Below are 24,493 nucleotides of genomic sequence, written 5' to 3'. Positions count from 1 at the left end.
CCCTCAGTGCCGCAGGTCGACGTGCGCGCGGATCGGCCCCTTGGCGACCGTGGTGAACGGCACCTCGCAGTCGAAGTCCTTGTCCAGCGAGCTGACCTTCATCGCCCGGACGATGGTGGCCAGCGCCAGCGTGGTCTCCAGCCGTGCGAAATGTTCGCCGATGCAGGGGCGCCCACCGCCGAGAAACGGGAGGAACTGCCAGCGATCACGGGACCTGACGTTCTCCGGGCTGAACCGGTCGGGGTCGAAGTCCATTGGATTGGGCCACAACGTCGGATCGTGATGAAGCGCGTAGATGCCCACGGCGATGAGGCTGCCCGCCTGCACTCGGTATCCGTTGACCGCGATATCGCGAGTCGCGAGCCGCGCGACACCCGCCGCGGGAGGACACAGCCGCAACGCTTCGTGCAGCACCTGCACGGTGTAGCCGAGTGCGGGCACGTCGTCGGGCGTGAGCTCTCGATCGCCGATGGCCGCCGCCTCGGCGGCCACCCGATCCTGGACGTCGGGATGGTGGCCCAGGATCCACAACGAGTAGGTGAGCGCCGTCGCGGTGGTGTCGTGGCCGGCGAGCATGAAGATCAGCAGGTCATTGGAGATGTCGTCGTCCGAGATCGGCTGCCCGGTTTCCGGATCGGTCGCCGCGAGCAGGGCCTGCACCAGCGGCGCGTCCCGCGTCGGGTCGGCGCGGCAGGCCCCCACCATCTCGTCGGTGATCGTGCGCATTTTCCTGACCGCGGCCCTGGCCCGGCGGCGCGCCGGTGTCGGCATCCATCGCGGTGCGCGCACCGGCCGTAACGCCCGGTCGGCGGTGTAGGAGGACGCCACGTGCATGCAGTTTGCGATGGTGTCGGCACGTTCGTTGAGATCGACACCCAGCACCGAGCGGCCCAACGACTGCATGGCGATCTTGCGGCATTCCACGTCGAGGTCGACATCGCCGCCCGCCAGCCAGCGATCGACGAAATGCTGTGCGGCCCTAGACATATGGCCACCAAAGTTTCGGACATTGTGCTTGGTGAACACCGGTTGCAGCGCCCGCTTACGGGGCCGCCACTGTTCGTTGGGCAGCACGAACAGGCTGTCGCCGGCCATGTTCCGCACTTCGTCGTGGATGACGCACCGGTCAGACGATGCGTCGCTGCGCCCCAACACATCACGCATCGCTTCGGGCGACATCACCGCCACGATCGGCGGTATGAAGTTCTTCGGTCCGAACTGGATGCGGGTAATGGTGCCACCGGCATCGCGGATGACTTCCTGCCCGGTATCCAGCCTGCGCACCAGCTTCACCAACCGATGGATCGGCAGGGGATTCTTCGGGACCAACGGCAGGGCGCCGACGTCGACGGTGGAGGTCACTGCGCACTCCAGAGCAGCGGTGCGCCTTCACCTTTCATCATGACCGCGCCTGCCATGACCCTCAACCGGTACGGGGCCAGCCGCAACGCCGCGAAATCCGCGGACGTGGGCCCGTCGGCCCATTGCGGAATGATCCGGGGGTCGTAGCCCACCGGTGCTGGAGCACTGGCGAATTTGTCCCACACCGCGGCGCGGGTCTCGTCATCGAGATACCACTCGACGAGGCATTCGGCGCTGCAGGTGTCCTGGCTCGGGGTCCAGTAGTTCAGCGACATCTGCGGGTGTACCGCAAGGTGCGCCTTCTTGATCGGGCTCGGCACCGTCGCGATCCACCCGAACAGGTCGGTGCCGTCCCACTCCCAGATCGGGTGGAGCACCCGACTGCGTGGATGGCCGTTAGCGTCGACGGTGGCGGCGGAGGCCCACACGATCGAATGGGCCATGTCGATGAACGGGGGCGCGATCTTCTCGAGAGAGGTCACGCCGGAACTCTAACGCGGTCTATGTTTTGTCCTGCTTGCCACTTTCCTCGCTGAACTTGGGATTGCCGTCGTCGTCGACCCAGTCGTTGACCGCGGTACCCGATACTGCGCCGTCGGTGCCCGGCATCGAGATCGTCGGCCGGTCGTCGTTGTTGTCCTTGGCCATTGCCTTGGCCTTTTCCCGGTGCTCGTCGGTTACCTCGGGCTTCTCCGTGGGTTCCGGCCGATCGGGTGCGTTGATGACGTTGTGGTGTTCGTCGGTTTCGGGCTCGGCGTTGCGCCGTTCCTCGGTGCTCTGTAGCTCGTCGTTGCTCTGCTGTTGTTCGGTAGCCATGCCTGTCTGTTTGCCCCGTGGTGTGACCCACCAAACAGAGGTGCGCTAATCAGCAGCTAGAGCGGCACGCAGCGCGGCAGGCAAGCTGGGGAGGAAGTGCTGCGTGGCGAAGGCCCGGATGTCGTCAGCGCTGTCCAGCGGTTGAGCGCTGGGCAGGAGCAGCGCCATCGCCGCATAGCGCAGAATCGTGTCGGCGAATTCGTTGACGGCCTGCTCACCGATCCGCTCGGCGAAGCCGGTCGGGAAAATGACCCGCAGCGCCTCGGCCATTCGGACGATCGCGGCACCGTGGTGCTGAGCCGCCAGTTCGAGGACCAGCGCCGGCTCGTCCCTGATCATCCGGTCGAGAACGCGGTGCCTGCGGAACTTCAGGATCGCCAGGGTGAAGGCCTCGACGTAGTAGTTCGCCTGCGGGCCCGCCTGTTTCAGTTCGTTGGCGATGTCGGCGAACAGCGTCACGTTCTCGCGTTCGATGACGGCCGCGACCAGCTCGTCCTTGTTGCGGAACCGCCGGTAGATGGTCGTGCGGCTGACCTTGGCGCGCCGCGCGACATCGTCGAGCGCCACCCGGCGGAATCCGTGTTGTTCGAACTCGACGACGGCGGCGTCGAGGATGGCTTCCGTCGTGGACGACGAATCAGGCACCGTCGTGGGGTCAGCCCCTGGCATAGCCGGTCTGGGCGAACGTGTTGTAGCGCAACCGCATTGGCAGATGATCCCACAGCCAGTTCACCGGCCGGGTGCGCCACAGCGCGGCGAAGCGCTGGTACCGACGTTCTTGGCGCTCACTCCACGGCAGTCCGAGCAGGTCCCTGGTCCGCGGCGGCATGCCGCCGGTGGTGAGGAACGCTGCCACGGGGTTGAAGACCGGCGCGATCAGCCGCCACAGCACGGGCGAAACCCCTTTGGGGCGCGGGAAGCCCTTGGTGACATAGCCGACGCCGTACTTGGCGGTGGGATGCGCGACGACGATCTCGTCGATCATCCGGTTCCAGTACCGCTCGAACTCGTCGTAGTCGGCGGGCATCGGCCGCTCGCTCACGCCGTAGCGGCGATACCACGTCTTGGACTCCAGGTAGATCTGCTCCTTCTCCGCGCGCGTCAAACGCTTGACGAACGTGTCGGCGAAGTAGAGCACCTGCTCGACGAATGTGGCGTGCGCCCAGAAGTACGTGTCCGGATCCAGGGCGTGGTAGCGAGAACCGTCGGGCATCTCGCCCTTGATGTTGGTGTGGAAGTCGCGGACCCGGGTCCCCTCGTTGTCGTCGTCGGCGCCGTAGACCGTCATGAAGATCGGTGGCAGCGACCGCTTGACCCGCGCGGCGGTGTCGGCGAAGAACACCGAGTGGTCCAGCACGCCCTGGCCGAGTTCGGCGAGCATGTTCTGCAGGACGGCGGGCCGCGGCCCGATCAGGTACATCCGGTTGTCACCGAAATACCTCCAGACCAGCGAGTCCGGGCCCAGTGGCAGGGCGTCGAGCGTCTGTTCGGCATTCTCGGCCTGGAGAGTCATGTGGAACAGTGTTACAAATTTCGAACTTTGTACCAACCACAACGGGGTGTGACTCCTGTCGCACTTGAATGCGTCCGCAGGCATATCGTCGAAGCCACTGCTTCCAACAATCAAGGAGCGCCCGGTGGCGAAGCGTCTGACTCCGCAGGACATGCTCTTCCTCTACGGCGAGACTCCCAGCTCGATGATGCACGTCGCCGCGCTGATGCCATTCACCCCGCCGGACGACGCACCGGCCAACTATCTGCGCCAGATGTTCGAGGAAACCCGACACCTCGAAGTCGTCGAGCCCTGGAATCTCAAGCTGTCCCATCCCCGCATGTTGTTTCGGCCGGACCAGTCGTGGGTCAAAGACGAGAAGTTCGACATCGACTACCACGTCCGCCGGTCGGCGCTCGCGAGTCCCGGCGACGAGCGCGAACTGGGCATCCTGGTCTCCCGACTGCACAGCCAGAACATCGACTTCACGCGGCCGCCGTGGGAACTGCACTTCATCGAAGGGCTCGAGGGCGGGCGGTTCGCGATCTACATGAAGATCCACCACTCGCTGGTGGACGGTTACACCGGGAACAAGATCCTCGAGCGAAGCATGTCGACCGACCCGACGCTGCGGGATCAGCCCCTGTTCTTCAACGTCGGCCCGCCGTCGAGAAAACGCTCGAAGACACCAGCGCCGCCCCGCAATCCCATCGTGAGTCTGGTCGGCGGCTTGCTCGGCGGCGCCGTAGGCGGAGCACAGTCGGTGGTCAACGTCGGAAAGGCGTTGTACAACACACAAATCCGCAGCGACGACGAATACGGACAGATAACCAACTCCTTCCAGGCCCCGCATTCGATCCTGAACAAGCACATCAGTCGCAATCGCCGGTTCGCTACGCAGGTTTACCCGTTCGAGCGCCTCAAGAGCATCGGCAGCAAGCACGACGCCACCGTCAACGACGTCGCGCTCACGATCATCGGCGGGGGTCTGCGCGCGTTTCTCGATCAACTCGGGGAATTGCCCGGCAAACCCCTGGTCGCATTTCTGCCGGTCAACATCCGACCGAAGGACGACGTCGGCGGTGGCAACGCGGTGGGGACGATTTTGACCACGATGGGCACCGACATCGAAGACCCGGTCGAACGGCTGCACGCGATCACCGCGTCGACGCGGGCGGCGAAAGGTCAGCTGCAGAACATGTCACAGACCGAGGTGCTGGCCTACACCGCAGGCTTGATGGCGCCGACGGCATTTCAGCTCGCCAGCGCCATGACCGGCGTCAGGGGACCGTTGCCATTCACGTTCAACCTGTGCGTCAGCAACGTTCCTGGGCCGCGAGAAACCCTGTATCTCAATGGAAGTCGTCTGGAAGCCACCTATCCGGTTTCGATTCCGATGCACGGGATGGCACTCAACATCACACTGGAGAGCTACGCCGACACCCTGAACTTCGGATTCATCGGATGCCGGGACGCCCTGCCACACCTGCAGCGCCTCGCGGTGTACACCGGTGACGCGCTCGACGAATTGGACAAGCTGGCCTGAGCCGAACGCCGCTCGTTCACGCGGACACTGGAGCCGTACCATCGACTCGACCGCGATTGACGCGTCGCCACCCCGCGATCCCCAGCACGGCAAGCACGCCCGCGACGGTCGCCAGCAGCAGAGCCAAACTCAGCAGGGGCGCACTGTAAACCGACGACGTGGTCATCGGCTCACCCTCGATGATCGGGGGCACTTCGACCGTCGTGATCGCGGCCAGCCAGCTCAGCACACAGCCGACGGCCGCGGCCGCCGCCAGCACCAGTTGGACGACGGCGCGGGCCTTCACGAAGCCGGCTCCGGCGGGATGCGTTCCTCGACCAGCCGGGTCAGTTCGGTCCGCAACCGCTGATGCTTGCGTGCCCATGCCTGGGCGCTGCGGTCGTTGGTCAGCTTGAGGCCGATGCCCTTACGTCCACGCGGCACTCCGGTGAGCTCACCGAGTGCACGCGATGACTGCCATTTCGGCGTTTCAGCACCGGTGGCCTCGGGATAGATCCGCACGATGTCGTCGATGCTGATGCGTTCTTCGCCCTGGCGCAGATGATCCGGCGTCAGTTCCACCGAGGTGTGGATCCGGGCCGCCTTGATCTGGATCCACAGAAACCCCGTCACGAGGACGAAGAAGATGCCCGGCACCACCCATTGGATGCCCAACCCGGCCGAGAGCTGGATCAGCGCCATGGAGATGCCCGCGACGGGGCCGGCCAGGATCCACCACCACGTGGCACCTGGCTCGTAGAACAGGATCTGGGGCGGCGAACTCGTGTCGGTCACGTGGGCTCGTCTTTCTGATCTCGTGCGAACCACTCCAGCGCCGGTGGCCGCATCATCAGGACGGTGCCGACCATGGTCAGGATCATGATGAGCAGCCAGATCGGCCCGCGGCTGTACAGCGCAAAGAGCGCGAGAACCACCACGACCGCCAGCGACAGCGCGATGGCCGCGCGCCGGAACCGCTCGTCGCCCAGGCGGGCCCGGCCGGCCAGAAATCCCAGGCCGAGACCCGATGCGGCCAACAGCGCCCCCATACCGCGGAACAGCGAGGGGAGGGCGTCCGGCGAGAATGCGAGCAGTAGCCCGAATGCCACCAGCAGCACCGCGCCGGCCGCCCAGCACCAGAACCCGGCGGACACGACGCGCGGTCGCAACTGTTGAGCTGTCATGATCGGGCCAGCGTAACGCTTCACCGCGTGAAGAACGCGTGGGCGTCCTTGCGGTGCAACAGGAACACCCCGCCCGCGATCAGGACCGATCCCAGGATGCCGCAGACCGCGTAGACCATCGCCGCGACGGTAGGCCGGGTGACCGTGAAGAGGTTCGTCGCGACGTACACGACCGTCGCGACCCCACCGCCGGTCAGCACCGTGCGAGCCCATCGGTAGCCGTGGCGCATCAGGATCTGGAAGGTCAGCACGACGGCCGCCAGCACGACGACGAAAAGTATCGACAGCGCCAACACCGCAGTGGGCAACCGATCATTCGGAGCGGCGACCATGTCGATGATGTGGCCGGCCAACAGCAGCGGTAGGGACGCCACCCACAGCCAGAACCCGGTGTCGACGTCCACCGGCCGGCCGGAGGGCTCGACCGGCGGCGTCACGCCAGCCAAGCGGCGACGTCGGCCGCCCAGTACGTCAACACGATGTCCGCACCCGCCCTGCGGATGCCGGTCAACGTCTCCAGCGCGACGGTCTGCGGGTCGATCCAGCCCTTCTCGGCGGCGGCGCAGATCATCGCGTATTCGCCGGAGACCTGGTAGGCGGCCACGGGCACCGGAGAGATGTCGGCGGCCGCCCGAACCACGTCGAGGTAGGCCATCGCGGGCTTGACCATCACGATGTCGGCTCCCTCGTCGATGTCGAGTTCCACCTCGTGCAGCGCTTCGCGAGCGTTGCCCGGCTCCTGCTGATAGGTGCGCCTGTCGCCCCGCAGGCTCGACGACACCGCCTCACGGAACGGGCCGTAAAAGCCCGAAGCGAATTTGGCCGCGTAGGCCAGGATCACGGTGTCGATGTGGCCGGCCGCATCCAGACCGGCGCGGATGGCCGCGACCTGGCCATCCATCATGCCACTGGGGCTGACGACGTGAGCACCTGAATCAGCCTGTGCCACAGCAAGTTCGACGTAACGTTCGTTGGTCGCGTCGTTGTCGACCCTGCCGGTCGCGTCGAGGACACCACAGTGACCGTGGTCGGTGAACTCGTCGAGGCAGGTGTCGGCCATCAGCACCGTGTCCTCGCCGAGATCCTTCGCCAGATCCCGCAGCGCGACGTTGAGGATGCCGTCCTGAGAAACCCCGACCAACCCCCCGGCATCCTTGTCCTGGTCGCGCGGCACACCGAACAGCATCAGGCCGCCCACGCCCGCGGCGACCGCGTCAGCGGCGGCGCGGCGCAACGAGTCACGAGTGTGCTGTACGACGCCGGGCATGGAAGCGATGGGCCGCGATTCCGAAATCCCGTCGGCGACGAACATCGGCAACACCAAATGCCTTGGCTCCAGCGAGGTTTGCGCCACCAACCGACGCAACGCGGGTGTCGATCGAAGTCGACGGGGTCGGTGACTCGGATAGGACATGTAATGCCATTCCTACGAGATGGTTGCGGCTAGCGGCGACGGCTCTTCTTACGCGGCGGGGGCAGCGCACCCTCGGCACGCAGTCTGGCCGCATGCTCGGCGAGCGCCTCAACCAGCGGACCGACCGCGGCGACCTCGGGCTGCACGTCCACGCGTAGGCCGAATTCCGCAGCGGTTTCAGCGGTCTTGGGCCCGATGCACGCCACGATCGTGCGTGCGTGCGGCTTGCCGGCGATGCCGACGAGGTTGCGCACCGTCGAGCTCGAGGTGAAGCACACTGCGTCGAAGCCACCGGTCTTGATCATCTCGCGTGTGTGCGCAGGCGGCGGCGCCGCACGCACCGTGCGGTACGCGGTGACATCCTCGATCTCCCAACCGCGTTCACGCAGACCTTCGGCCAGCGTCTCGGTGGCGATGTCGGCGCGCGGCAGCAGCACTCGGTTCACCGGATCGAAAACGTCATCGTAGGGCGGGAACTCGTCGAGCAAGCCGATCGATGACTGTTCACCGACAGGTACCAGCTCGGGGTTGATACCGAAAGCGCGCACCCGATCGGCGGTCGCCTGACCGACGCACGCGATCTTCACTCCCGAGAATGCGCGGGCATCGAGGCCGAACTCGTTGAACTTCTCCCACACCGCACGCACCGCGTTGGTGGAGGTGAACACCACCCACTGGAACCGGCCGTCGACGAGACCCTTGACCGCACGCTCCATCTGCGCGGGGCTGCGCGGCGGCTCGACGGCGATGGTGGGTACCTCGATCGGCAATGCGCCGTGGGACACCAGCTTTTCGCTCATCTCGCCGGCCTGGTCCTTGGTGCGCGGCACCAATACGGTCCAGCCGTACAGTGCGCGACTCTCCCACCAGTTCAGCTTGGCGCGGTTGGCGACGGTCTTGCCGATCGTGACCACCAGCGGTCCGGGCAATGGTCCCGCCGGTTCGGCGCCGATCAGCGTCGCCTTGTCCAGCAGCCCGGCCAGCGTCGTCTCGACCGAACGCTGTTGGCACGTCGTGCCGTTCGCGGTCACCACGGTTTGGGTGTTCTCGGCAATGCCGTACTCGATCAGCGTGCGCGCCGCGTCGGGAAGGTGAGATGCGGTGGCGTGCAGGATCAGTGGGCCCGGCGCGGCGGCCAGCGACTCCCAGTCCACGTCGCCGCGGACGTCCGCGACGGTGTGCGCCGACCCCAGCGGCAGACCCGCATATGTGGGCACCGCGGTGGTGTCGGGCAGTCCCGGCACGATCTCGAAATCCAGATGGGTCTTCGCCAGCGCCGTCACCTCGGTGATCACCGCGTCCACCGAAAGTGGATCACCGGCCACCAGACGCACGACGTCGGCACCGGTGCGCGATTCGGCCGCCAGTGTCTTGGCGACCTCGGCCGGATCGCCCAGCGCGGGCCGGATGTCGGGACCACCTGAAATCGTGGGTGCCGGATTCTCGGCTGCGTCGCCGTCGACGGGTGCCGGCGGATCGGCGGGTTCGGGGCCCGACGGCGGCGGCAGCTCAGAACCCGCGAGGGCGAGCACCGCTTCCGGCACGTCGGGGTCTGTGAACACCAGGGCGGCGTTGGCCAACACCGTGCGGGCCCGCGTCGTCAGCAGACCCGGATCACCCGGGCCCGAACCGACGAACGTGATGCGGCCCGGCTTCGGCTTACGCCCTCGCCCGCTCCCTTGGCCTGTCATCTATCACTCACCTCGATGCTTGTCGCAGCTCTAGCTACTGCCGTCGCGTTCCGCCATGAGCTCGCGCGCCCCCAGCTCGAACAACTCCTCGGCCACCGAGAGCCCCAGCTCCCGTGCCCGATCGGTAGTCCCTACCGCGGACGCGCGGATCACGTCGGATCCGTCCAGCGTCGCCACGCAACCGCGCAACGACACCTCTTCGAAGATCCGGCCGTCCTCGTCGATGGACTCGACCACCTCAGCGATCGCACCCACCGGCGCGGAACAACCCGCCTCCAGTGCGGCGAGCAGGGCCCGCTCCGCCGTGACCGCTGCGCGGGTGTCGGCGTCGTCCAACTCCGACAGCAGCGCGGCGAGCTCGGTGTCGCCTGCGCGGCACTCGACCGCGAGGGCACCCTGAGCCGGCGCTGGCAACATCTGCACCGGTTCCAGAGTCTCGGTGACATCGGCTAATCGTCCGATGCGGGCCAGACCCGCCCGGGCGACGACGATGCCGTCGAGGTCACCATTGCTTACCCTGTTCAACCTGGTGTCAAGGTTGCCTCTTAGGGGGCGGATTTCCAAACCGAGACCCAATGCTCTAAGCTGCGCGGCCCGTCGCGGGCTCGATGTGCCGATGACCGACCCGGCAGGCAACTCTCCCAGGACCAGGCCGTCGCGGGCCACCAGGGCGTCGCGAGCGTCCTCTCGCGGGGGTATCGCAGCGATCTTGAATCGATCGTCGGGCGCGGTCGGCAAATCCTTGTAGGAGTGCACCGCCATGTCCACACGGCCGTCGTGAATCGCCTCCCGCAGCGCCGCGGTGAACACGCCGATACCGATCTCGGCCACTGGCGCGTCGGATCGATCGCCCTCGGTGGACACGATGACCAACTCGGCGGCGTGGCCCCTGCCCTCGAGCGCGTCTTTGATGAGACCGGCCTGGGTTGTCGCCAACAGGCTGCCCCGGGTCCCTATCCGGATTACAGTCAAGCTCTACTCGGTCTTGTCGAGATCGGTTGCCATCAAAGGCAATTCGCCCGCAGCGACAGCGTCGACGGCCTGCTGGTCGAGCTCGAAGAGCTCCCGCAACGCCTCGGCGTAGCTGTCGCCGCCCGGGGCGCTGGCCAGCTGCTTGACCCGGACTGTCGGAGCGTGCAGGAGCTTGTCGACGACCCGTCGCACCGTCTTGGCGACCTCGTCGCGGTGGGCCGCTTCAAGCCCCGGCAGCCGGTTGTCCAGCCGCAACAGCTCGGCCTCGACCACGTCGGCGGCGCGCTGGCGCAGCGCGGTGACGGTGGGCGTGACCTCGGCCATCCGCTGGCCGGAAAGGTAATTGGCCACCTCGGCGGCGACAATGGTCCGGGCCGCCTCGGTGTCCGACGCCGCGGCGCGCGCCGACGGCTCGCGCTGGATCCTGTCCATATCGACGACGTAGACGTCGGGAAGACCGGCGACGGCCGGGTCGACGTTGCGGGGCATGCCAAGGTCGCAGATCACCAGCTGTTTGGGCGTCTGACCGTGCGCGAGACCGCGGTGGACATCGGCAAGCGACACCACCGGTCGGACAGCGCCCGTGCAGCTCACGACGACGTCGGCGTCGGTCAGCGTCGGCGTGAGGTGGTCGAACGGGAACGCGTCGGCCGTGACACCGAGCTCACGGATCTTCTCGGCCAGCCGCTTCGCGCGCGGCAGCGTGCGGTTCACCACGTGAATACGCTCGACACCCGCCTTCACCAGGTACTTCGCCGACAGCGAACCCATCGAGCCCGCGCCGATGACAACGGCGCTGCGGCCCGCCAACGAACCGAGCTTGGCGTCGGCCATATCGAGCGCCACCGACACCACGGACGCGCCGGCGGCGTCGATACCGGTTTCGGCGTGCACCCGCTTGCCGACGGAAAGGGCGCGCTGGGACAGTTCGTGCAGCGTGCGGCCCACGGTGTGGTTCGACTCCGCGGTGGCGTACGCCCGGCGCACCTGCCCGAGCACCTGCTGCTCGCCGATCACCGCGGAATCCAGGCCGCTGGCCACCGCGAACAGGTGCTCGACGGCCGCCTCGGCATAGCGCACGTACGCGTATTTCGTAAGGTCGTTGAGGCCCATACCGGAGTGCTCCGAAAGCACCTGCCCGATCACCGACAGTCCGCCGTGGAAGGCCTCGACGACGGCGTAGACCTCGACCCGGTTGCAGGTCGACAGCACCATGGCCTCAGTCACCAGCGACGACTGCAGGACCTTCTCGATGATTTTGGCCTGTTCTGCCTCATCGGTGCTCAACTGCTCGAGAACAGACACCGGCGCGCTGCGGTGCGAAACCCCGAAAAGCAGCACGCTCACGGCTTGTCCACCACGTCATCCAAGGTAATCGTTGACCAGCGAGCTCACCAAATTATCGACGTTGCCGAGATGGGACATTCGACACGTCTGACGGCCGGAATCCGTACCGGAACCCTATTTCGGCGGCAGTTTCCGGAGATCCGCCCGCAACCGAGGCTCGTCGACTTCCCAGTAGCTGTGTTCGGCGCCGTCGAGCAGCACCACCGGCAGCCGATCGCCGAACTCGGCCCGCAGCGCCGGGTCCCCATCGGCCGCAGCGGTGTCGACGTCGGTGATCGTCAACGTGAAGCCCAGCTCGTCGGCCAGCTCCGCGAGCCGCGCCGCGGCGCCGGTGCAGATTGTGCAGCCGGCACGCGTGAGCAGTTCCACCCGTCTTCCCATGGCGCAAGTATCTCCGCACGGTGACCTAGGCTGAATTCGTGTCCGACTCCGACGTCATCGAGCCCTCCGGGGGGACAGACGCCGATGATCAAAAGCTCGCAGGCGAGGCCAGTGCGGGTGCGGCGGTCTTCGACCTGGATGAGCCCAGCGCAGCAGGCGCCCCGCCGCCCGACTTGACCGCAGCGGCGTTCTTCGACGTCGACAACACGCTCGTACACGGGTCGTCGCTGGTGCATTTCGCGCGTGGGCTGGCCGCCCGCAAGTACTTCACCTACGGCGATCTTGGCCGATTCGCTTACGCGCAAGCCAAGTTTCAACTTCTCGGCCGGGAGAACAGCGACGACGTCGCCGCCGGTAAGCGAAAGGCGCTCGCGTTCATCGAGGGCCGGTCGACCGAGGAACTGATGGCCCTCGGCGAGGACATCTACGACCAGATCATCGCCGACAAGATCTGGCCGGGCACTCGCGCCCTGACACAGATGCACCTCGACGCCGGCCAACAAGTGTGGTTGGTCACCGCGACGCCCTACGAGCTGGCGGCCACCATCGCCAAGCGGCTCGGGCTGACCGGTGCGCTGGGCACCGTCGCCGAATCGATCGACGGTGTGTTCACCGGCCGGCTCGTCGGCGACATTCTGCACGGTGCAGGTAAAGCGCATGCGGTACGGGCGCTGGCCATCCGGGAGGGCCTGAACCTACGGCGCTGCACCGCGTATTCGGACAGCTTCAACGACGTCCCGATGCTGTCGCTGGTCGGCACCGCGGTGGCGATCAATCCGGACGCCGCCTTGCGTGATCTCGCAAGGGAGCGCGGATGGGAGATCCGCGACTTCCGCACCGCGCGTAAGGCCGCGCGCATCGGGGTGCCGTCGGCGCTGGCGCTGGGCGCCGCAGGCGGCGCATTGGCGGCGGTAGTGTCGCGGCGCCAGGACGGCCGCTGAGACCAGCGCTGATAGGCTCGCGCCCGCACATCACGAGACGAAGAGAACGCCATGGCTATCGCTGAAGACATCATCGGGACCCACTACCGCTACCCCGACTATTTCGAGGTCAACCGGGAGAAGATCCGTGAGTTCGCGCGTGCGGTCAAAGACGAGCACCCGGCGCACTACTCCGAGGAAGCCGCCAAGGAGTACGGCCACGACGCCCTCGTCGCGTCACTGACGTTCCTGGCGGTGGCGGGCCGTCGGGTACAGATGGAGCTCTTCAACCAGTTCGATGTGCCGATCAACATGGAGCGGGTACTGCACCGCGATCAGAAGTTGGTCTTCCACCGGCCCATCCTGGCGGGCGACAAGCTGTATTTCGATTCCTATCTGGACTCGGTCATGGAGTCGCACGGCGCGATTCTCACCGAGATCCGCGGTGAGGTGACCGACGCCGAGGGCAAGCCGGTGATCACCAGCATCGTCACGGTGATGGGCGAAGCCGAATCCGACACCGAGGCCGACGAGGTGAGCGCACGGATCGCCGCGGCGCGCGACGACGCCATCGCGAAAATGATTGCCAAGCAAAGCTCTAAGCAGAGCTAGCTTCCGTTACGCGCCGCTACCCGAAGAAGGCGTTCCGCCGGTTGGCCAACAGCTGGTAGAGCGTCTGCTGGATGGTCTCGCGGACGTGGTCGGTCAGCTCAAAGGTCACCATCGGATCATCGGCGGACGCTTCGTCGTAATCCGACGTGTAGATCGGCTCGCCGAACTGGATGTGCCACTTCGACGGAAGCGGCACCAGGCCGACGGGCCCGGCCAGCGGGAACAGCGGTGTGACGGGGAAGTACGGCAGGCCGAGCAGGCGGGCCAACAGCTTGACGTCGGCGATCATCGGATAGATCTCTTCGGATCCGACGATCGAGCACGGCACGATCGGCGCCTTGGTCCGCAGGGCCGCGGCAACGAACCCGCCGCGGCCGAACCGCTGCAGCTTGTAGCGGTCCTTGAAGTGCTTGCCCAAACCCTTATAGCCCTCGGGGAAGACCGCGGTGAGTTCCCCGGCTGCCAATAGCCTGTGCGCATCGGACGTGCAGGCCATGGTGTGCCCGGCCTTGCGCGCAGCCTGCCCGAGAAAGGGCATGTCGAATACCATGTCGGCGGCCAGCAGGCGCAGATCGCGATTGGTTGGATGGTTGTCGTGTACCGCCACTGAGGTCATCAGCCCGTCGAAGGGCAACACCCCGGCATGGTTGGCGACGACCAACGCGGCACCGGTTTCCGGGAGGTTCTCGATACCGCTGACCTCGACCCGGAACCACGACTTGAAAAGCCCTCGCAGCAAAGGCAAGAAGATTGCGTTATTGAGGTGGGGATCGAAGCCGAACTCGTCGACGGTGTAGTCGCCCATCATCCGCTGGCGGATGAATTCAGCTCCCGCACCTATTCGTTTGGCGAGTTCGGAGGGAGTCGCGTCGGTGGCGCCGGCACCCGCGGCGCCGCCACGGGCCTGATCGATTTCGCGAACGACCGCGGCGATCTGCTCAGCGGAGGCGTGCGCACCGCTGTCGGAGAACACGGACGGATGTCGACGGGAACTCTCCGCGCGCGCTGCCGCAGCCCGCCGCTGGGCCGTCGATCGACCCGAATTGGAATGCAGCGGAATGACTTTGGCCTTCGACTCGCCCGCCACCTTCGTACCTTCTCCCCGACCCGATTCGAATCGTTGCTGTTATCTTCCCCACCGCTGCGCCATGGACACGGCGCGACTCTCCATTGAGCGTACCCATTTCGGGTCGATGATCGGAGTCAACCCGCGACCTCTCACGTAATCGTCAAACGCTTCCAAGGTTGTCCACTTCGGGCTGTAGCCAAGCTCGTTACGCATACGTGTCGTATCCATGACGCGGCCGTAGCTCAAGTAGTCAAGCTGCTCTCGATCGACCTCAGTGTAGCGAGTTGCGCGCGACAGCGAATCCACAGCGGAGAGCGCGGACCGAGGTACCGGCAGGGCGATGCGCCCGGCGCGCCGGATGGCCTGGCTCATCATCATGATCCCGGTGGCACCGATGTTGAAGGTGCCCGACTTGCCCGCCATCGTCGCGCGCTCCAAAGCGCCGAGCGCGTCCTGTTCGTGCAGCAGCTGCAGTCGCGCGTCGTGGCCGATGACCGTCGGCACCACCGGACCTGCGAGATACCGCGACAACGCGGTGTCCATCGCGGGACCGATCATGTTGGCCAGCCGCAGGATCGAGACCGTGATGTCGGGCCTTCGCCGACCGAGACCGCGGGCGTAGCCCTCGATGTCGATGCTGTCGCGGGCGAAGCCCTCGCCCGGTGGCCGCCTCGCACCGCTGGCCTCGGTGAACAGGACGGGATCGTGCGGGTGTGAGCCGTAGACCTCCGACGTCGACTTCACGATCACCCTGCGCACCGTCGGTGCCTTCTGGCAGGCGGCGAACAGCTGGATCGCGCCCATCACGTTGAGCTCTTTGAGCACGGCCCGCCCCCCGGCTCGCGGCGCGTAGGAGGCCGCGGCGGCGTGCACAACGGTGTCGACCTCACCGTTGCGGATGACCTTCGCAATGAACGGGTTACGGATGTCGGCACGCACGAACTCGGCGCGACCCATTCTGCGCAGCAGATCCTTGCTCGGGGCGATGGCGTCGACGGCGATGACGTGATTGATCAGCGGGTTCTGGGCCAACCGTGCCGTCAGATACCCGCCGAGAAATCGGCATGCGCCCGTGACAAGCACGACCTTCGGGTAGTGGACGGTGTCGTCTGGAGAACGACCCTCAGAATCCATCCGGTCAGCCTAGCGACCGAGCGCGAGAACTACTTGCCGAGTTTTCTGCGCTGGACCCTGGTGCGACGAAGCAGCTTGCGGTGCTTCTTCTTCGACATACGCTTGCGCCGCTTCTTGATGACTGAACCCATGAACTCCGCAATCTAGATGATGTTTGTGCACTTCCGCGCACGTGACTCGACCCGCTACCTTACCTGGGCGGTCAGGCTAAACGAAAAGCGCGTGACGGAGCCGGAAGGCTCGGTGACATCGGGCTCGGTGGTCAGCGGTGCGGGGCGAGGACAACCAAACAATCAGCCCGCGTCGAAGTACGAGCTTTCGAGCATGTCGTGCACTGCCTTGGCGTGCACGCGGAAAGAGCGGCCGACACGCACTGCGGGCAACTCTCCGTTGTGCACCAAGCGATATACCGTCATCTTGCTGACCCGCATCAGGCTGGCCACTTCCGCGACGGTGAGAAATTGAGCACGAGGCGGCTGGCCGTCGGAACCGCTGCTGTCCCGCTTGCCGCTCGCCGAATCACGACCCGATGGCCCGTTCATAGACGTCATCGCAACCCATTCAGTTCAGGCACGAGCAGTCCCAGCAGCTTCCCCACCGCTGGCACCAACCCGTGCTTACACGAGGAGAATAGCGTGGCGTATGGGGTTACTGCGACGGGTGTGGGCTAATCAATTTGAATTGATTGAATTACTGGGATGTAATTCCCAGCTGCTCAGACCGGGTTTTTGCGGCTTCGACCGCGGAAGCTACGGCGGCCCGCAAACCGCCTCGTTCGAGTTCTCGCAGACCAGCTGCGGTGGTACCCCCGGGCGAGGTAACTGTCGCGCGTAGCTGAGCCGCCGTGGTGTCGATCGCCGTCCCCAGCGCGACTTCCCCCGACGGCTGCGCCTCATCGAGCCGCTCCAGCAACATAGCGGCCGAACCCGCCATCGTTTGCACGACCAGATCGGTCGCCACCGACCGCGACAGACCCGCGGCCACGCCCGCGTCCACCAAGGCCTCGACCATCAGGAAGAAGTAGGCCGGACCCGATCCGGACACGGCGGTGACGGCGTCGAGCTGTGACTCCGGCACGGTGAGCACACCGCCTACCGCGTCGAAGATCGACGACACCCCTTTGAGGTGGTCTGCAGTAGCGAAGCGGCCCGGCGCCAAGGCGCTCACCCCGCCCCCGACGACGACCGGGGCGTTGGGCATCACCCGGATGACAGGCGACCCCGCAGGCAGCTTGTTCTCATAGAACGCCGCCGTGACGCCGGCCGCGACAGTCACGAAAACCTTTTCGGCAGTATCGGTTTCGGCCCTGGCCGCGGCATCGGCGATCTCGGCGACCAGCCCCTCGACGTCGAACGGCTTCACCGCCACGATGACGTACGTCGCGGTGTCGACCGCGTCACCCACCGTCGTGACCAGCACCGAGTACGTCTCCGACAGGAACTTGGCGCGGTCGGGATCCTTCTCCGCAACCACCAGGTCCTTGACCTGCCGACCGGCGCGCAGCATGCCCGACAGCAGCGCCTCGCCCATACTCCCGCCACCGATGATCGCGATTCTGGCCATGCGGGCAAGCATTGCAGATGCAGCGCGCGGTTACTGCGGGGGCGGCACCAACGCCAGCTGGCGGCTTTGCACGACGATGTGCCCCGCGCAGTCGACGACGATGTGGTCCTCGTCGAACCAGTCCTGGCCGATCTGCACCGTCGTACACAGCACCCGCAGCCAGCCGTCGGCAGGCAATGCCCGCAGATAGGCGGTCAGTTGCACGGTAGGCGCCCAACCGAACCTGTTGACCCCGAACGTCACCGGAGCCGACACATCGCCGCACAGCAGTGCGAACAGCACGTCGGGTGCCACCCCCTTGGGGCGAACCCAGTACTCGATCACCGGCGGACCACCGTCGGCGCGCGGCTCCATCGTCGTCAGCGACGGACGGATATCGCACCCGTGCGCCAGATGGACGATGTCGGCCATCCGGTGGCCGGGGCCGATCGGGTCCAGCCCAGGCGGCGGTTCCGGCTGCATCAGCGGGATGACGGGATTGACCGAAAGCAGCGGAGGCACGTGATGCTCTGGCTCCCCCAGCGTCACCGACGCCCGCACCGCTGTCCTGTCACCTTGATGGAGTTCGACGTCGATGAGGCTGACGCGACGGCCCCGCTTGCGCACGGTCGTCGTCAGACGCATCGGGCCGGGATCGGGTGCCCACAGGAAGTTGCCCGAGATCGCAATCGGCTGAACATCTCCCCCATGCTCGGTGCGCGCAGCGTTGGCGCACAGCGCCAGCATCGCCCCGCCGTGCACCTTTTCGCCGATCGTCCAATGTTCGTTCAGCTCACCGTCATACACGCCGTCGCCGGCGCTCGTCAGCGCCATGGCATCGGTGAACAGGGTCGAGCTCGGCATGGGATCCTCACCTCGGTCAGCGCAGCAGATTGGCGCGAGCGAACTGCAGGGACTCGGCCAGCAGCGCCTCGCGCTCACTCGCCGACCGCGCCCCCGACGTCGTCACCTCAAGGATCACATGCCCGGAGAAGTCGCTCGCCGCCAGCATCTCGCACACCTCGACGGTCGGCTGGGTGCCGCGGCCGGGAACCAGGTGTTCGTCGGTTGACGCGCCGCTGCCGTCGCACAGATGCAGGTGCACCAGGCCCTCACCCATCCGGTGAGCCATCTCGAGGGCGTCGGTGCCCGCGGTCGCGGTATGCGACAGGTCGAGCGTGTAGTGCGCGTGGTTGCCGTCCAGCGGGTCGTAGGACGGCGCGAACGCCGAGATGCCCGGTCCTGGCTTACCCCCGCGTTTGCGCATCCGCTCGATCGACGTCTGGCCCGCACCGAAGAACCGGTCGGCACGGAACGGGAACATGTTCTCCACCGCCACCATCACCTCGCTGGACGCCTCCAATTCGGCGACCTGCGTGCTGAACCCTTCGGCGTACCGGCGCTGCCACCGGAACGGCGGATGGACGACGACCGTTTGTGCGCCGAGCTGTTCGGCGGCCCGCACGCTGCGCTCCAGTTTCGAGATCGGATTGGCGCCCCACACACGCTGCGAGATCAGCAGACAGGGTGCGTGTACCGACAGCACCGGCATCTCGTAGCGCTCGGACAGCTCGGCGATGGCATCGATGTCCTGAGAAACGGTTTCGGCCCACACCATCAGCTCGACACCGTCGTAGCCCAGGGTTGCGGCGTACTCGAAAGCAGCCTCGGTCCTCAGCGGATAGACCGAGGCCGTCGACAGACCGACCTTGATTGCGGGGCGCACGTTGGCTGTTCGGCGGCGGTGGTCGCCGTCAACCCGACTGCAGCAGCGCCAAGGGACCCAACGTGACGAGAGCCCCTACAGCCACTGCGATCAGCGTGCTGCCGATGTCCTCGGTCTTGCGCACCACCCGCACCCCGACGACGAGGCCGAGAATCACCAGGACCGACAGCACCAGCGCGACGATGTTGTTCCACTTCCACAGCTGGTCGAAAGCGACGAACAGGCCGGCGCCGAACGCGACCGCCAGGACGCACTGCCCCACGATCCACACACCGTGCATGAACGACGACATGGTCGTCGGCTCGGCCGCTTCGATCTCGTGATCCGGGTCGTCGAGTTCGATGTCTTCGGGCGTTGGCGCTGCGCCCCTGCGCGCGATGTCGTCGGCGACGGTCTGGCCGCCGAACAACGCACCCTCTACGGGACGCGGATAGGACGGCGAGCGGTCGGAATCCTTGGCGTCGTCCTCGAGGTCGCCGACCGTATCGAGGGCGTCGATGTCGTCCTCGGACTCGATCTCGGGCGCCGACCAGTCCAGGGCGGTGTCGTCGTCGACCGGGTCCGGATCGGGGCTCATCTCCTCGGCGTCGACCAGCGCGCCGAACCGGCGCGGCGCGTAATTCGAGCGCCGCGGTGGCGCGAAGAAGTCGACGTCGGCGTCGGTGTCCCGCTGCTGCATGTGCGCGGCGTAGTCGGTGACCGCGTCGGCATAGTCATCGTCGGTCTCGTCGGCCGCGTCCTGTTCGACGGCCTCATCGGCCGCGTCCTGTTCGACGGCCTCATCGGCCTCGTCGGCCTCGTCGGCCTCGACCGCTTCGACCACGTCGGTGTCCTGATGGTCGACGGCGCCGTTACTCACAGCGGGGCCGGTCAGCTCCGGCGGCTCGACAGATTCGCCCTGTTCGACAGGGACCTCGACGGGCTCGGCGACATCCGGCTGGGCCGACGGTTCTTCGGCGACGGGCTGTTCGACGATGTCGCGATCGGTGACGATCGGAATCTCACCGGTCAGCTCCGCGACGGAGATCGAGTCGGTGTCGCCGCGACGGCGCCTGCGGCGGCCCCCGACCGGCGGGGCACCGATTGTGCCGTTACGGGCCAGCAACTCCGCGACCGAGATCGGTCGCGTGCTCTGGCTGTCTTCTGGTCCTGTCATTCGTCTCTCGCCTCTGGGCCCCTGGATTCGGCGCCGTGTAAGCCTCCAGTCTGCTGGTCAGCGTCGCTGGACAGATGTCTCCACCAAGGCAGTTCCATCAGCCTCGCTGTCGAGTTTCCGCAGAATCAGCCCTTCTCGCAATGCCCATGGACAGATATCCACGCTTTCGACATCCAGAGCCTTCATGCTCGCCTCAGCTACCAAGGCTCCGGCCACGATCTGCGGCGCCCGTTCGGCGCTCACCCCTTCCAACTCTGCACGGTCAGCCGCGGTCATCCTAGAGATGAATGCTATGAGCTGCCGCAGGCCGGTGGCCGTCAACGTCCGCTTCACCCTCGGACCTGCCCCGGACGGGGCCGCGCCGGTGAGGCGGGCCAGCGAGCGGAACGTCTTCGAGGTCGCGACGGCCAGGTCTGGAGTGCCCGCCTTGAGCATCTCGGCGCCCGCGTCGGCCAGCTCGGTGGCCAGCCAGTCGCGCAACATGTTCACGCGGCGGCGGCCCGGGGGATCGTCGGGCAGCCATTCCCGCGTCAGCCTGCCCGCACCGAACGGCAGCGACAGCGCAACCTCAGGCTCCTCGTCGACGCCGTTCGACAGTTCAAGCGAGCCGCCACCGATGTCGATGTTGATGATGCGGCCCGCGCTCCAGCCGTACCAGCGACGCACTGCGAGGAACGTCAGCCGGGATTCGTCGACCCCGCTGAGCACCTGCAGCGCCACGCCGGTCTCGGCGTGCACCCTGGCGAGTAATTCTTCGGAGTTCTTCGCATCGCGGACCGCGGAAGTCGCGAACGCCATCAACTCGGCGCAACCCGAACTCGCCGCGATCTTGGAGAACTCGTCGAGCGTGCCGATCAACTTGTCGGCGCCCTTGCGAGTGAGCTTGCCGTTGTTGTCGATTGACTCTGCCAGGCGCAGCGACGCCTTTGTCGAACTCATGGGCGTCGGGTGGCCGCCCCGACGCGCGTCCACCACCAAGAGGTGGACGGTATTGCTGCCGACATCCAGCACGCCTAATCGCACCTCTACACGGTAGTGGGTTTACCGTTGAATACTGTGAGCGCATCAGCGATGAGTCCTCGGGCGAAGAGCAAATCACTCGGGCCCGGCGAGGTTGAACTCGACTTTGCCCGTGAGTGGGTGGAGTTTTTCGATCCCGACAACCCCGAGCATCTGATCGCGGCCGACATGACGTGGCTGCTGTCGCGGTGGACGTGCGTGTTCGGCACGCCCGCCTGTCAGGGCACCGTGGAGGGCAGACCCGACGACGGGTGCTGCAGCCACGGGGCCTTCATGTCGGACAAGAACGACATCGCCGAACTCGAAGAGGCGGTCAAACTCCTGACCGACGAGGACTGGCAATTCCGGGACAAGGGTCTCGGTAAAAAGGGCTACCTCGAGATGGACGAGTACGACGACAAACCCAATTTGCGCACACGGAAGTACAAGGGCGCCTGCATCTTTCTGAACCGTCCCGGCTTCCCCGGTGGCATCGGGTGCGCGCTGCATTCGAAAGCGCTCAAGATCGGCGTCGAACCGCTGACCCTCAAACCCGAGGTCTGCTGGCAGCTGCCGATCCGCCGCACCCAGGAATGGGTGGAACGACCCGACGGGACCGAGATACTGAAGACGTGGATCACCGAGTACGACCGGCGGGGCTGGGGCGAGGGCGGCGCCGACCTGCACTGGTACTGCACCGGCGATCCGAACGCGCACGTCGGGAAGAAACAGGTCTGGGAGTCCTACGCCGCAGAACTCACCGAACTGCTCGGCGAGAAGGCCTACGCAGAGCTGGCCGCGATGTGTAAGCGGCGCAGCGCTTTAGGGCTGATCGCCGTGCACCCCGCGACCCGCGCGGCCGAATGAGCCTCTTCTTCTTTCGCCTCACTCCGCCCCGTGCGGATTTCGCGCAGACGATGACACCGGCCGAACAGCAGGCCATGGCAGCTCATCAAGATTACTGGCAGCAGCTGGAGGCCGACGGCAGGGTCGTGGTCTACGGTCCGGTCGCCGACCCCGAGGGCGTGTGGGGCCTTGGCGTCCTGCGCGCGGCCGACCGCGCCGAGGTGCTGGCCATCGCGGAGCGCGATCCGTCAGTCACCGCGGGGGTCAACACCTTTGAGGTTTTTGAGATCCTGGGTTCCTAGCCCTCCAGTTTGTAGCCCAAGCCGCGGACCGTGACCAGATGAACGGGATTCGCGGGGTCGGACTCGATCTTCGACCGCAGCCGTTTCACGTGCACGTCAAGGGTTTTCGTGTCGCCGACGTAGTCGGCACCCCACACCCGGTCGATCAGCTGACCGCGGGTGAGCACCCGGCCACTGTTGCGCATCAAGTACTCGAGCAGGTCGAACTCTTTGAGCGGCAACGTGATCATATCGCCGTTGACCGAAACAACGTGCCGTTCGACGTCCATCCGCACCGGCCCGGCTTCCAAAACGCCGTCGCCGATCGCTGCGTCGTCGTTGTCGCTGCCGCGACGCAGCACGGCGCGAATACGCGCAATCAGTTCCCGCGCGGAGTACGGCTTCGTCACGTAGTCGTCGGCTCCGAGTTCGAGTCCGACCACCTTGTCGATTTCACTATCGCGAGCAGTCACCATGATTACGGGAACACTTGAGCGCGAACGCAATTGCTTGCAAACGTCGGTACCGCTCATCCCCGGGAGCATCAGGTCCAACAGGACGATGTCGGCACCGGCCCGCTCGAACTCGGCCAGGGCCGACGGCCCGTCGGCCACCACCGTGGCCTCGAAGCCCTCCTTGCGCAGGAGAAAGGCCAGGGGATCGGCCAAGGACTCCTCGTCCTCCACGATCAACACGCTGGTCATTGTCTAGCTAGTCCTCTCGTTCGACGTGCACTTCTAGGTCATCGTCACCCTGCGGATATGCCGGAATCGACAGGGTGAACGTCGATCCCGTTCCTGGTTGACTCCACAGCCGGATGGTTCCGTTGTGGTTGGCGGCGACGTGTTTCACGATCGCCAATCCGAGTCCCGTGCCGCCGGTGGCCCGGGAACGCGCCTTGTCGACGCGGAAGAACCGTTCGAACACCCGCTCTTGATCCGCGCTGGCGATGCCGAAACCGCGGTCGGTGACGGCGATTTCGATGTTGTCGCCGCGGCGGCGCCTGCTGATCGACACCGCAGAACCGTTAGGCGAGTACGCAATTGCGTTGGACACCAGGTTCGCGATGGCGGTGACCAACAGCGGCTGGTCGCCCAGCACACGGAATCCGGTCGGCGCGTCGGTGGTGATCGCGATGTCGGCGTTGTCGGCGGCCACCTTGTACCGCGACAACGCCTCGGCCACCACGGTGTCGACGTCGACGGCTTCCAGGTCGGGCAGCGGTTCGGCGCCCTGCAGCCGCGACAGCTCGATCAGCTCGCCCACCATGTTGCCCAGCCGATTCGACTCCACCAACATCTTCTCGGCGAACCGGCGCACTGTGTCGGGGTCGTCGGCCGACGCCAGCACCGCCTCGGCGAGCACCCCCATCGCCCCGACGGGGGTCTTGAGTTCGTGGCTGACGTTGGCGACGAAGTCACGGCGGGTCGCCTCCATCCGCGCATGCTCGGACTGGTCGTCGACGTAGACGACGGCGAAGCGGCGATCCTGCTCGGTCAGCAGGCGGACGTGCCCACGGATCGATAATCCCGATCGGCCCGGATGAGCACGCTTTCGTGGCGACAGGTCGACCTCACCGTCCTCGCCGGTCGTCAGGGTGCGTTCGGCCGCCAGCCACGCGCGGTCGTCGAGCAGCCGGTCACGCACGAGACCCAACTCGCGCGCCCGGTCGTTGGTGTAGACCACGTCACGGTAGGTGTCGACCACGACGATCCCGACCGGCGACTGCGACACGATGTGGGCGAGCATCTGGGAAACGGTGATCCCCGACTGCGCGGTCGCGCGCCGTTGCCTGCGCTCCATCAGACGGGGCGCCAACCCCGCCCCGAGCGCCGCACCGATCACCAGGGCGAGCAGTGCCACGAGCGCCGACAGCAGCAGCGCCGTTACCACACTCACGCGAAAATCGTACGCATCCGGTGAACGTCATCCCAGCAGCGTGCGGCCAAATCGGGACAAGTCACAGAAGGAATCTAGGAAATTCGAACCCTGGCTTTCCCCCGTTAACCCGCCGTTTGCCCGGC

General features: G+C 66.1%; 30 protein-coding genes. 5 read left to right on the top strand and 25 right to left on the bottom strand.

Annotated elements, in window-relative coordinates:
• Positions 1-3: 3 nt before the first annotated feature.
• Genes G6N42_RS25445 through G6N42_RS25425 form a run of 5 tightly spaced genes read right to left on the bottom strand, consistent with a single transcriptional unit; the run spans position 4 to position 3,691 of the window.
• The gene (locus G6N42_RS25445; protein ID WP_163734574.1) at positions 4-1,362 is read right to left on the bottom strand and encodes a cytochrome P450; all 1,359 of its coding nucleotides are present in this window, start codon (positions 1,360-1,362) and stop codon (positions 4-6) included.
• Entirely contained in the window at positions 1,359-1,844 is a 486-nt protein-coding gene (locus G6N42_RS25440; RefSeq protein ID WP_163734570.1) for a pyridoxamine 5'-phosphate oxidase family protein, read from the bottom strand. Before G6N42_RS25440 ends, G6N42_RS25445 begins: the two co-directional genes overlap by 4 nt.
• Before the next feature lie 19 nt (positions 1,845-1,863).
• Positions 1,864-2,178, bottom strand: coding sequence for a hypothetical protein (locus G6N42_RS25435; RefSeq protein ID WP_163734567.1), 315 nt, complete (start codon positions 2,176-2,178; stop codon positions 1,864-1,866).
• A 45-nt stretch (positions 2,179-2,223) separates the two neighbouring features.
• Positions 2,224-2,847, bottom strand: coding sequence for a TetR/AcrR family transcriptional regulator (locus G6N42_RS25430; protein WP_163734564.1), 624 nt, complete (start codon positions 2,845-2,847; stop codon positions 2,224-2,226).
• Positions 2,834-3,691: an oxygenase MpaB family protein gene (locus G6N42_RS25425; RefSeq protein ID WP_163734560.1), complete on the bottom strand. Its 858-nt coding sequence runs from the start codon at positions 3,689-3,691 to the stop codon at positions 2,834-2,836. The genes G6N42_RS25430 and G6N42_RS25425 overlap by 14 nt, the downstream gene beginning before the upstream one ends.
• Positions 3,692-3,842: 151 nt before the next feature.
• Here G6N42_RS25425 and G6N42_RS25420 point away from each other — a divergent pair, with 151 nt between their 5' ends.
• Entirely contained in the window at positions 3,843-5,216 is a 1,374-nt protein-coding gene (locus G6N42_RS25420) for a WS/DGAT/MGAT family O-acyltransferase (RefSeq protein ID WP_163738221.1), read from the top strand.
• Positions 5,217-5,232: 16 nt separating this feature from the next.
• Here the strand turns inward: G6N42_RS25420 and G6N42_RS25415 are convergent, their stop codons facing one another.
• The 9 genes from G6N42_RS25415 to G6N42_RS25375 form a co-directional block, all read right to left on the bottom strand.
• Positions 5,233-5,502: a hypothetical protein gene (locus G6N42_RS25415; protein WP_163734557.1), complete on the bottom strand. Its 270-nt coding sequence runs from the start codon at positions 5,500-5,502 to the stop codon at positions 5,233-5,235.
• On the bottom strand, positions 5,499-5,990 hold the full coding sequence (gene mce1N, locus G6N42_RS25410) for a transport-regulating membrane protein Mce1N (RefSeq protein WP_163734555.1): 492 nt from the start codon (positions 5,988-5,990) through the stop codon (positions 5,499-5,501). The genes G6N42_RS25415 and mce1N overlap by 4 nt, the downstream gene beginning before the upstream one ends.
• Positions 5,987-6,379, bottom strand: a complete 393-nt coding sequence (locus tag G6N42_RS25405) for a hypothetical protein (RefSeq protein WP_174262163.1) — start codon at positions 6,377-6,379, stop codon at positions 5,987-5,989. Before G6N42_RS25405 ends, mce1N begins: the two co-directional genes overlap by 4 nt.
• A 20-nt stretch (positions 6,380-6,399) precedes the next feature.
• A complete protein-coding gene (locus tag G6N42_RS25400; protein ID WP_163738216.1) occupies positions 6,400-6,816 on the bottom strand; it encodes a hypothetical protein in 417 nt (138 codons plus the stop codon).
• Complete coding sequence (gene hemB, locus G6N42_RS25395; RefSeq protein WP_163734552.1) at positions 6,813-7,793, bottom strand: porphobilinogen synthase; 981 nt, start codon at positions 7,791-7,793, stop codon at positions 6,813-6,815. Before hemB ends, G6N42_RS25400 begins: the two co-directional genes overlap by 4 nt.
• A 29-nt stretch (positions 7,794-7,822) precedes the next feature.
• Positions 7,823-9,484, bottom strand: coding sequence for a bifunctional uroporphyrinogen-III C-methyltransferase/uroporphyrinogen-III synthase (locus G6N42_RS25390; RefSeq protein WP_163734549.1), 1,662 nt, complete (start codon positions 9,482-9,484; stop codon positions 7,823-7,825).
• Positions 9,485-9,514: 30 nt separating this feature from the next.
• Complete coding sequence (gene hemC, locus G6N42_RS25385; protein WP_163734546.1) at positions 9,515-10,456, bottom strand: hydroxymethylbilane synthase; 942 nt, start codon at positions 10,454-10,456, stop codon at positions 9,515-9,517.
• 3 nt (positions 10,457-10,459) lie between these two features.
• Positions 10,460-11,803, bottom strand: coding sequence for a glutamyl-tRNA reductase (locus G6N42_RS25380; protein WP_163734544.1), 1,344 nt, complete (start codon positions 11,801-11,803; stop codon positions 10,460-10,462).
• A gap of 114 nt (positions 11,804-11,917) precedes the next feature.
• Positions 11,918-12,184, bottom strand: coding sequence for a glutaredoxin family protein (locus tag G6N42_RS25375; protein ID WP_163734541.1), 267 nt, complete (start codon positions 12,182-12,184; stop codon positions 11,918-11,920).
• A gap of 56 nt (positions 12,185-12,240) precedes the next feature.
• Here G6N42_RS25375 and G6N42_RS25370 point away from each other — a divergent pair, with 56 nt between their 5' ends.
• Positions 12,241-13,125, top strand: coding sequence for an HAD family hydrolase (locus G6N42_RS25370; RefSeq protein ID WP_410506690.1), 885 nt, complete (start codon positions 12,241-12,243; stop codon positions 13,123-13,125).
• A gap of 51 nt (positions 13,126-13,176) precedes the next feature.
• Positions 13,177-13,716 carry an FAS1-like dehydratase domain-containing protein gene (locus G6N42_RS25365; RefSeq protein WP_163734535.1) on the top strand — a complete coding sequence of 180 codons (540 nt, stop codon included), beginning with the start codon at positions 13,177-13,179 and terminating at the stop codon, positions 13,714-13,716.
• 16 nt (positions 13,717-13,732) lie between these two features.
• On the opposite strand, the gene G6N42_RS25360 is transcribed toward G6N42_RS25365, so the two are convergent.
• From G6N42_RS25360 to G6N42_RS25320, 9 genes are all read right to left on the bottom strand, one after another.
• The gene (locus tag G6N42_RS25360) at positions 13,733-14,803 is read right to left on the bottom strand and encodes a lysophospholipid acyltransferase family protein (protein ID WP_163734530.1); all 1,071 of its coding nucleotides are present in this window, start codon (positions 14,801-14,803) and stop codon (positions 13,733-13,735) included.
• Positions 14,804-14,842: 39 nt separating this feature from the next.
• A complete protein-coding gene (locus G6N42_RS25355) occupies positions 14,843-15,919 on the bottom strand; it encodes an SDR family oxidoreductase (RefSeq protein WP_163734527.1) in 1,077 nt (358 codons plus the stop codon).
• Between the two features lie 29 nt (positions 15,920-15,948).
• Positions 15,949-16,050: a 30S ribosomal protein bS22 gene (locus G6N42_RS25350; RefSeq protein WP_003402602.1), complete on the bottom strand. Its 102-nt coding sequence runs from the start codon at positions 16,048-16,050 to the stop codon at positions 15,949-15,951.
• 162 nt (positions 16,051-16,212) lie between these two features.
• Complete coding sequence (locus G6N42_RS25345) at positions 16,213-16,470, bottom strand: helix-turn-helix domain-containing protein (RefSeq protein ID WP_163734524.1); 258 nt, start codon at positions 16,468-16,470, stop codon at positions 16,213-16,215.
• A gap of 139 nt (positions 16,471-16,609) precedes the next feature.
• Positions 16,610-17,482 carry a pyrroline-5-carboxylate reductase gene (gene proC / locus G6N42_RS25340; RefSeq protein ID WP_174262162.1) on the bottom strand — a complete coding sequence of 291 codons (873 nt, stop codon included), beginning with the start codon at positions 17,480-17,482 and terminating at the stop codon, positions 16,610-16,612.
• Between the two features lie 30 nt (positions 17,483-17,512).
• On the bottom strand, positions 17,513-18,325 hold the full coding sequence (locus tag G6N42_RS25335) for a thioesterase family protein (protein WP_163734520.1): 813 nt from the start codon (positions 18,323-18,325) through the stop codon (positions 17,513-17,515).
• A gap of 16 nt (positions 18,326-18,341) precedes the next feature.
• Positions 18,342-19,187 carry a sugar phosphate isomerase/epimerase family protein gene (locus tag G6N42_RS25330; protein ID WP_163734517.1) on the bottom strand — a complete coding sequence of 282 codons (846 nt, stop codon included), beginning with the start codon at positions 19,185-19,187 and terminating at the stop codon, positions 18,342-18,344.
• Positions 19,188-19,215: 28 nt separating this feature from the next.
• Positions 19,216-20,343: an Rv0497 family membrane protein gene (locus G6N42_RS25325; protein WP_163734514.1), complete on the bottom strand. Its 1,128-nt coding sequence runs from the start codon at positions 20,341-20,343 to the stop codon at positions 19,216-19,218.
• A 57-nt stretch (positions 20,344-20,400) separates the two neighbouring features.
• Positions 20,401-21,366, bottom strand: coding sequence for a Ppx/GppA family phosphatase (locus G6N42_RS25320; RefSeq protein ID WP_163734511.1), 966 nt, complete (start codon positions 21,364-21,366; stop codon positions 20,401-20,403).
• A gap of 48 nt (positions 21,367-21,414) precedes the next feature.
• On the opposite strand from G6N42_RS25320, the gene G6N42_RS25315 reads away from it, so the two are divergent.
• Both G6N42_RS25315 and G6N42_RS25310 read left to right on the top strand, forming a co-directional pair.
• On the top strand, positions 21,415-22,209 hold the full coding sequence (locus tag G6N42_RS25315) for a DUF3109 family protein (RefSeq protein WP_163738212.1): 795 nt from the start codon (positions 21,415-21,417) through the stop codon (positions 22,207-22,209).
• Positions 22,206-22,490, top strand: coding sequence for a YciI family protein (locus G6N42_RS25310; RefSeq protein ID WP_163734508.1), 285 nt, complete (start codon positions 22,206-22,208; stop codon positions 22,488-22,490). Before G6N42_RS25315 ends, G6N42_RS25310 begins: the two co-directional genes overlap by 4 nt.
• On the opposite strand, the gene regX is transcribed toward G6N42_RS25310, so the two are convergent.
• Positions 22,487-23,173 carry a two-component sensory transduction protein RegX gene (gene regX, locus G6N42_RS25305; protein ID WP_163734506.1) on the bottom strand — a complete coding sequence of 229 codons (687 nt, stop codon included), beginning with the start codon at positions 23,171-23,173 and terminating at the stop codon, positions 22,487-22,489. The two genes, G6N42_RS25310 and regX, sit on opposite strands and share 4 nt — an antisense overlap.
• A 7-nt stretch (positions 23,174-23,180) precedes the next feature.
• Positions 23,181-24,368, bottom strand: coding sequence for a sensor histidine kinase (locus tag G6N42_RS25300; protein WP_163734503.1), 1,188 nt, complete (start codon positions 24,366-24,368; stop codon positions 23,181-23,183).
• Positions 24,369-24,493: the final 125 nt, after the last annotated feature.

Origin of the sequence: Mycobacterium gallinarum (genome assembly GCF_010726765.1) — a bacterium.
GTDB classification, from domain to species: Bacteria; Actinomycetota; Actinomycetes; order Mycobacteriales; family Mycobacteriaceae; genus Mycobacterium; species Mycobacterium gallinarum.
Note: the sequence above shows the minus strand (reverse complement) of the source record. Positions and strands in the feature narration are given on the sequence as shown.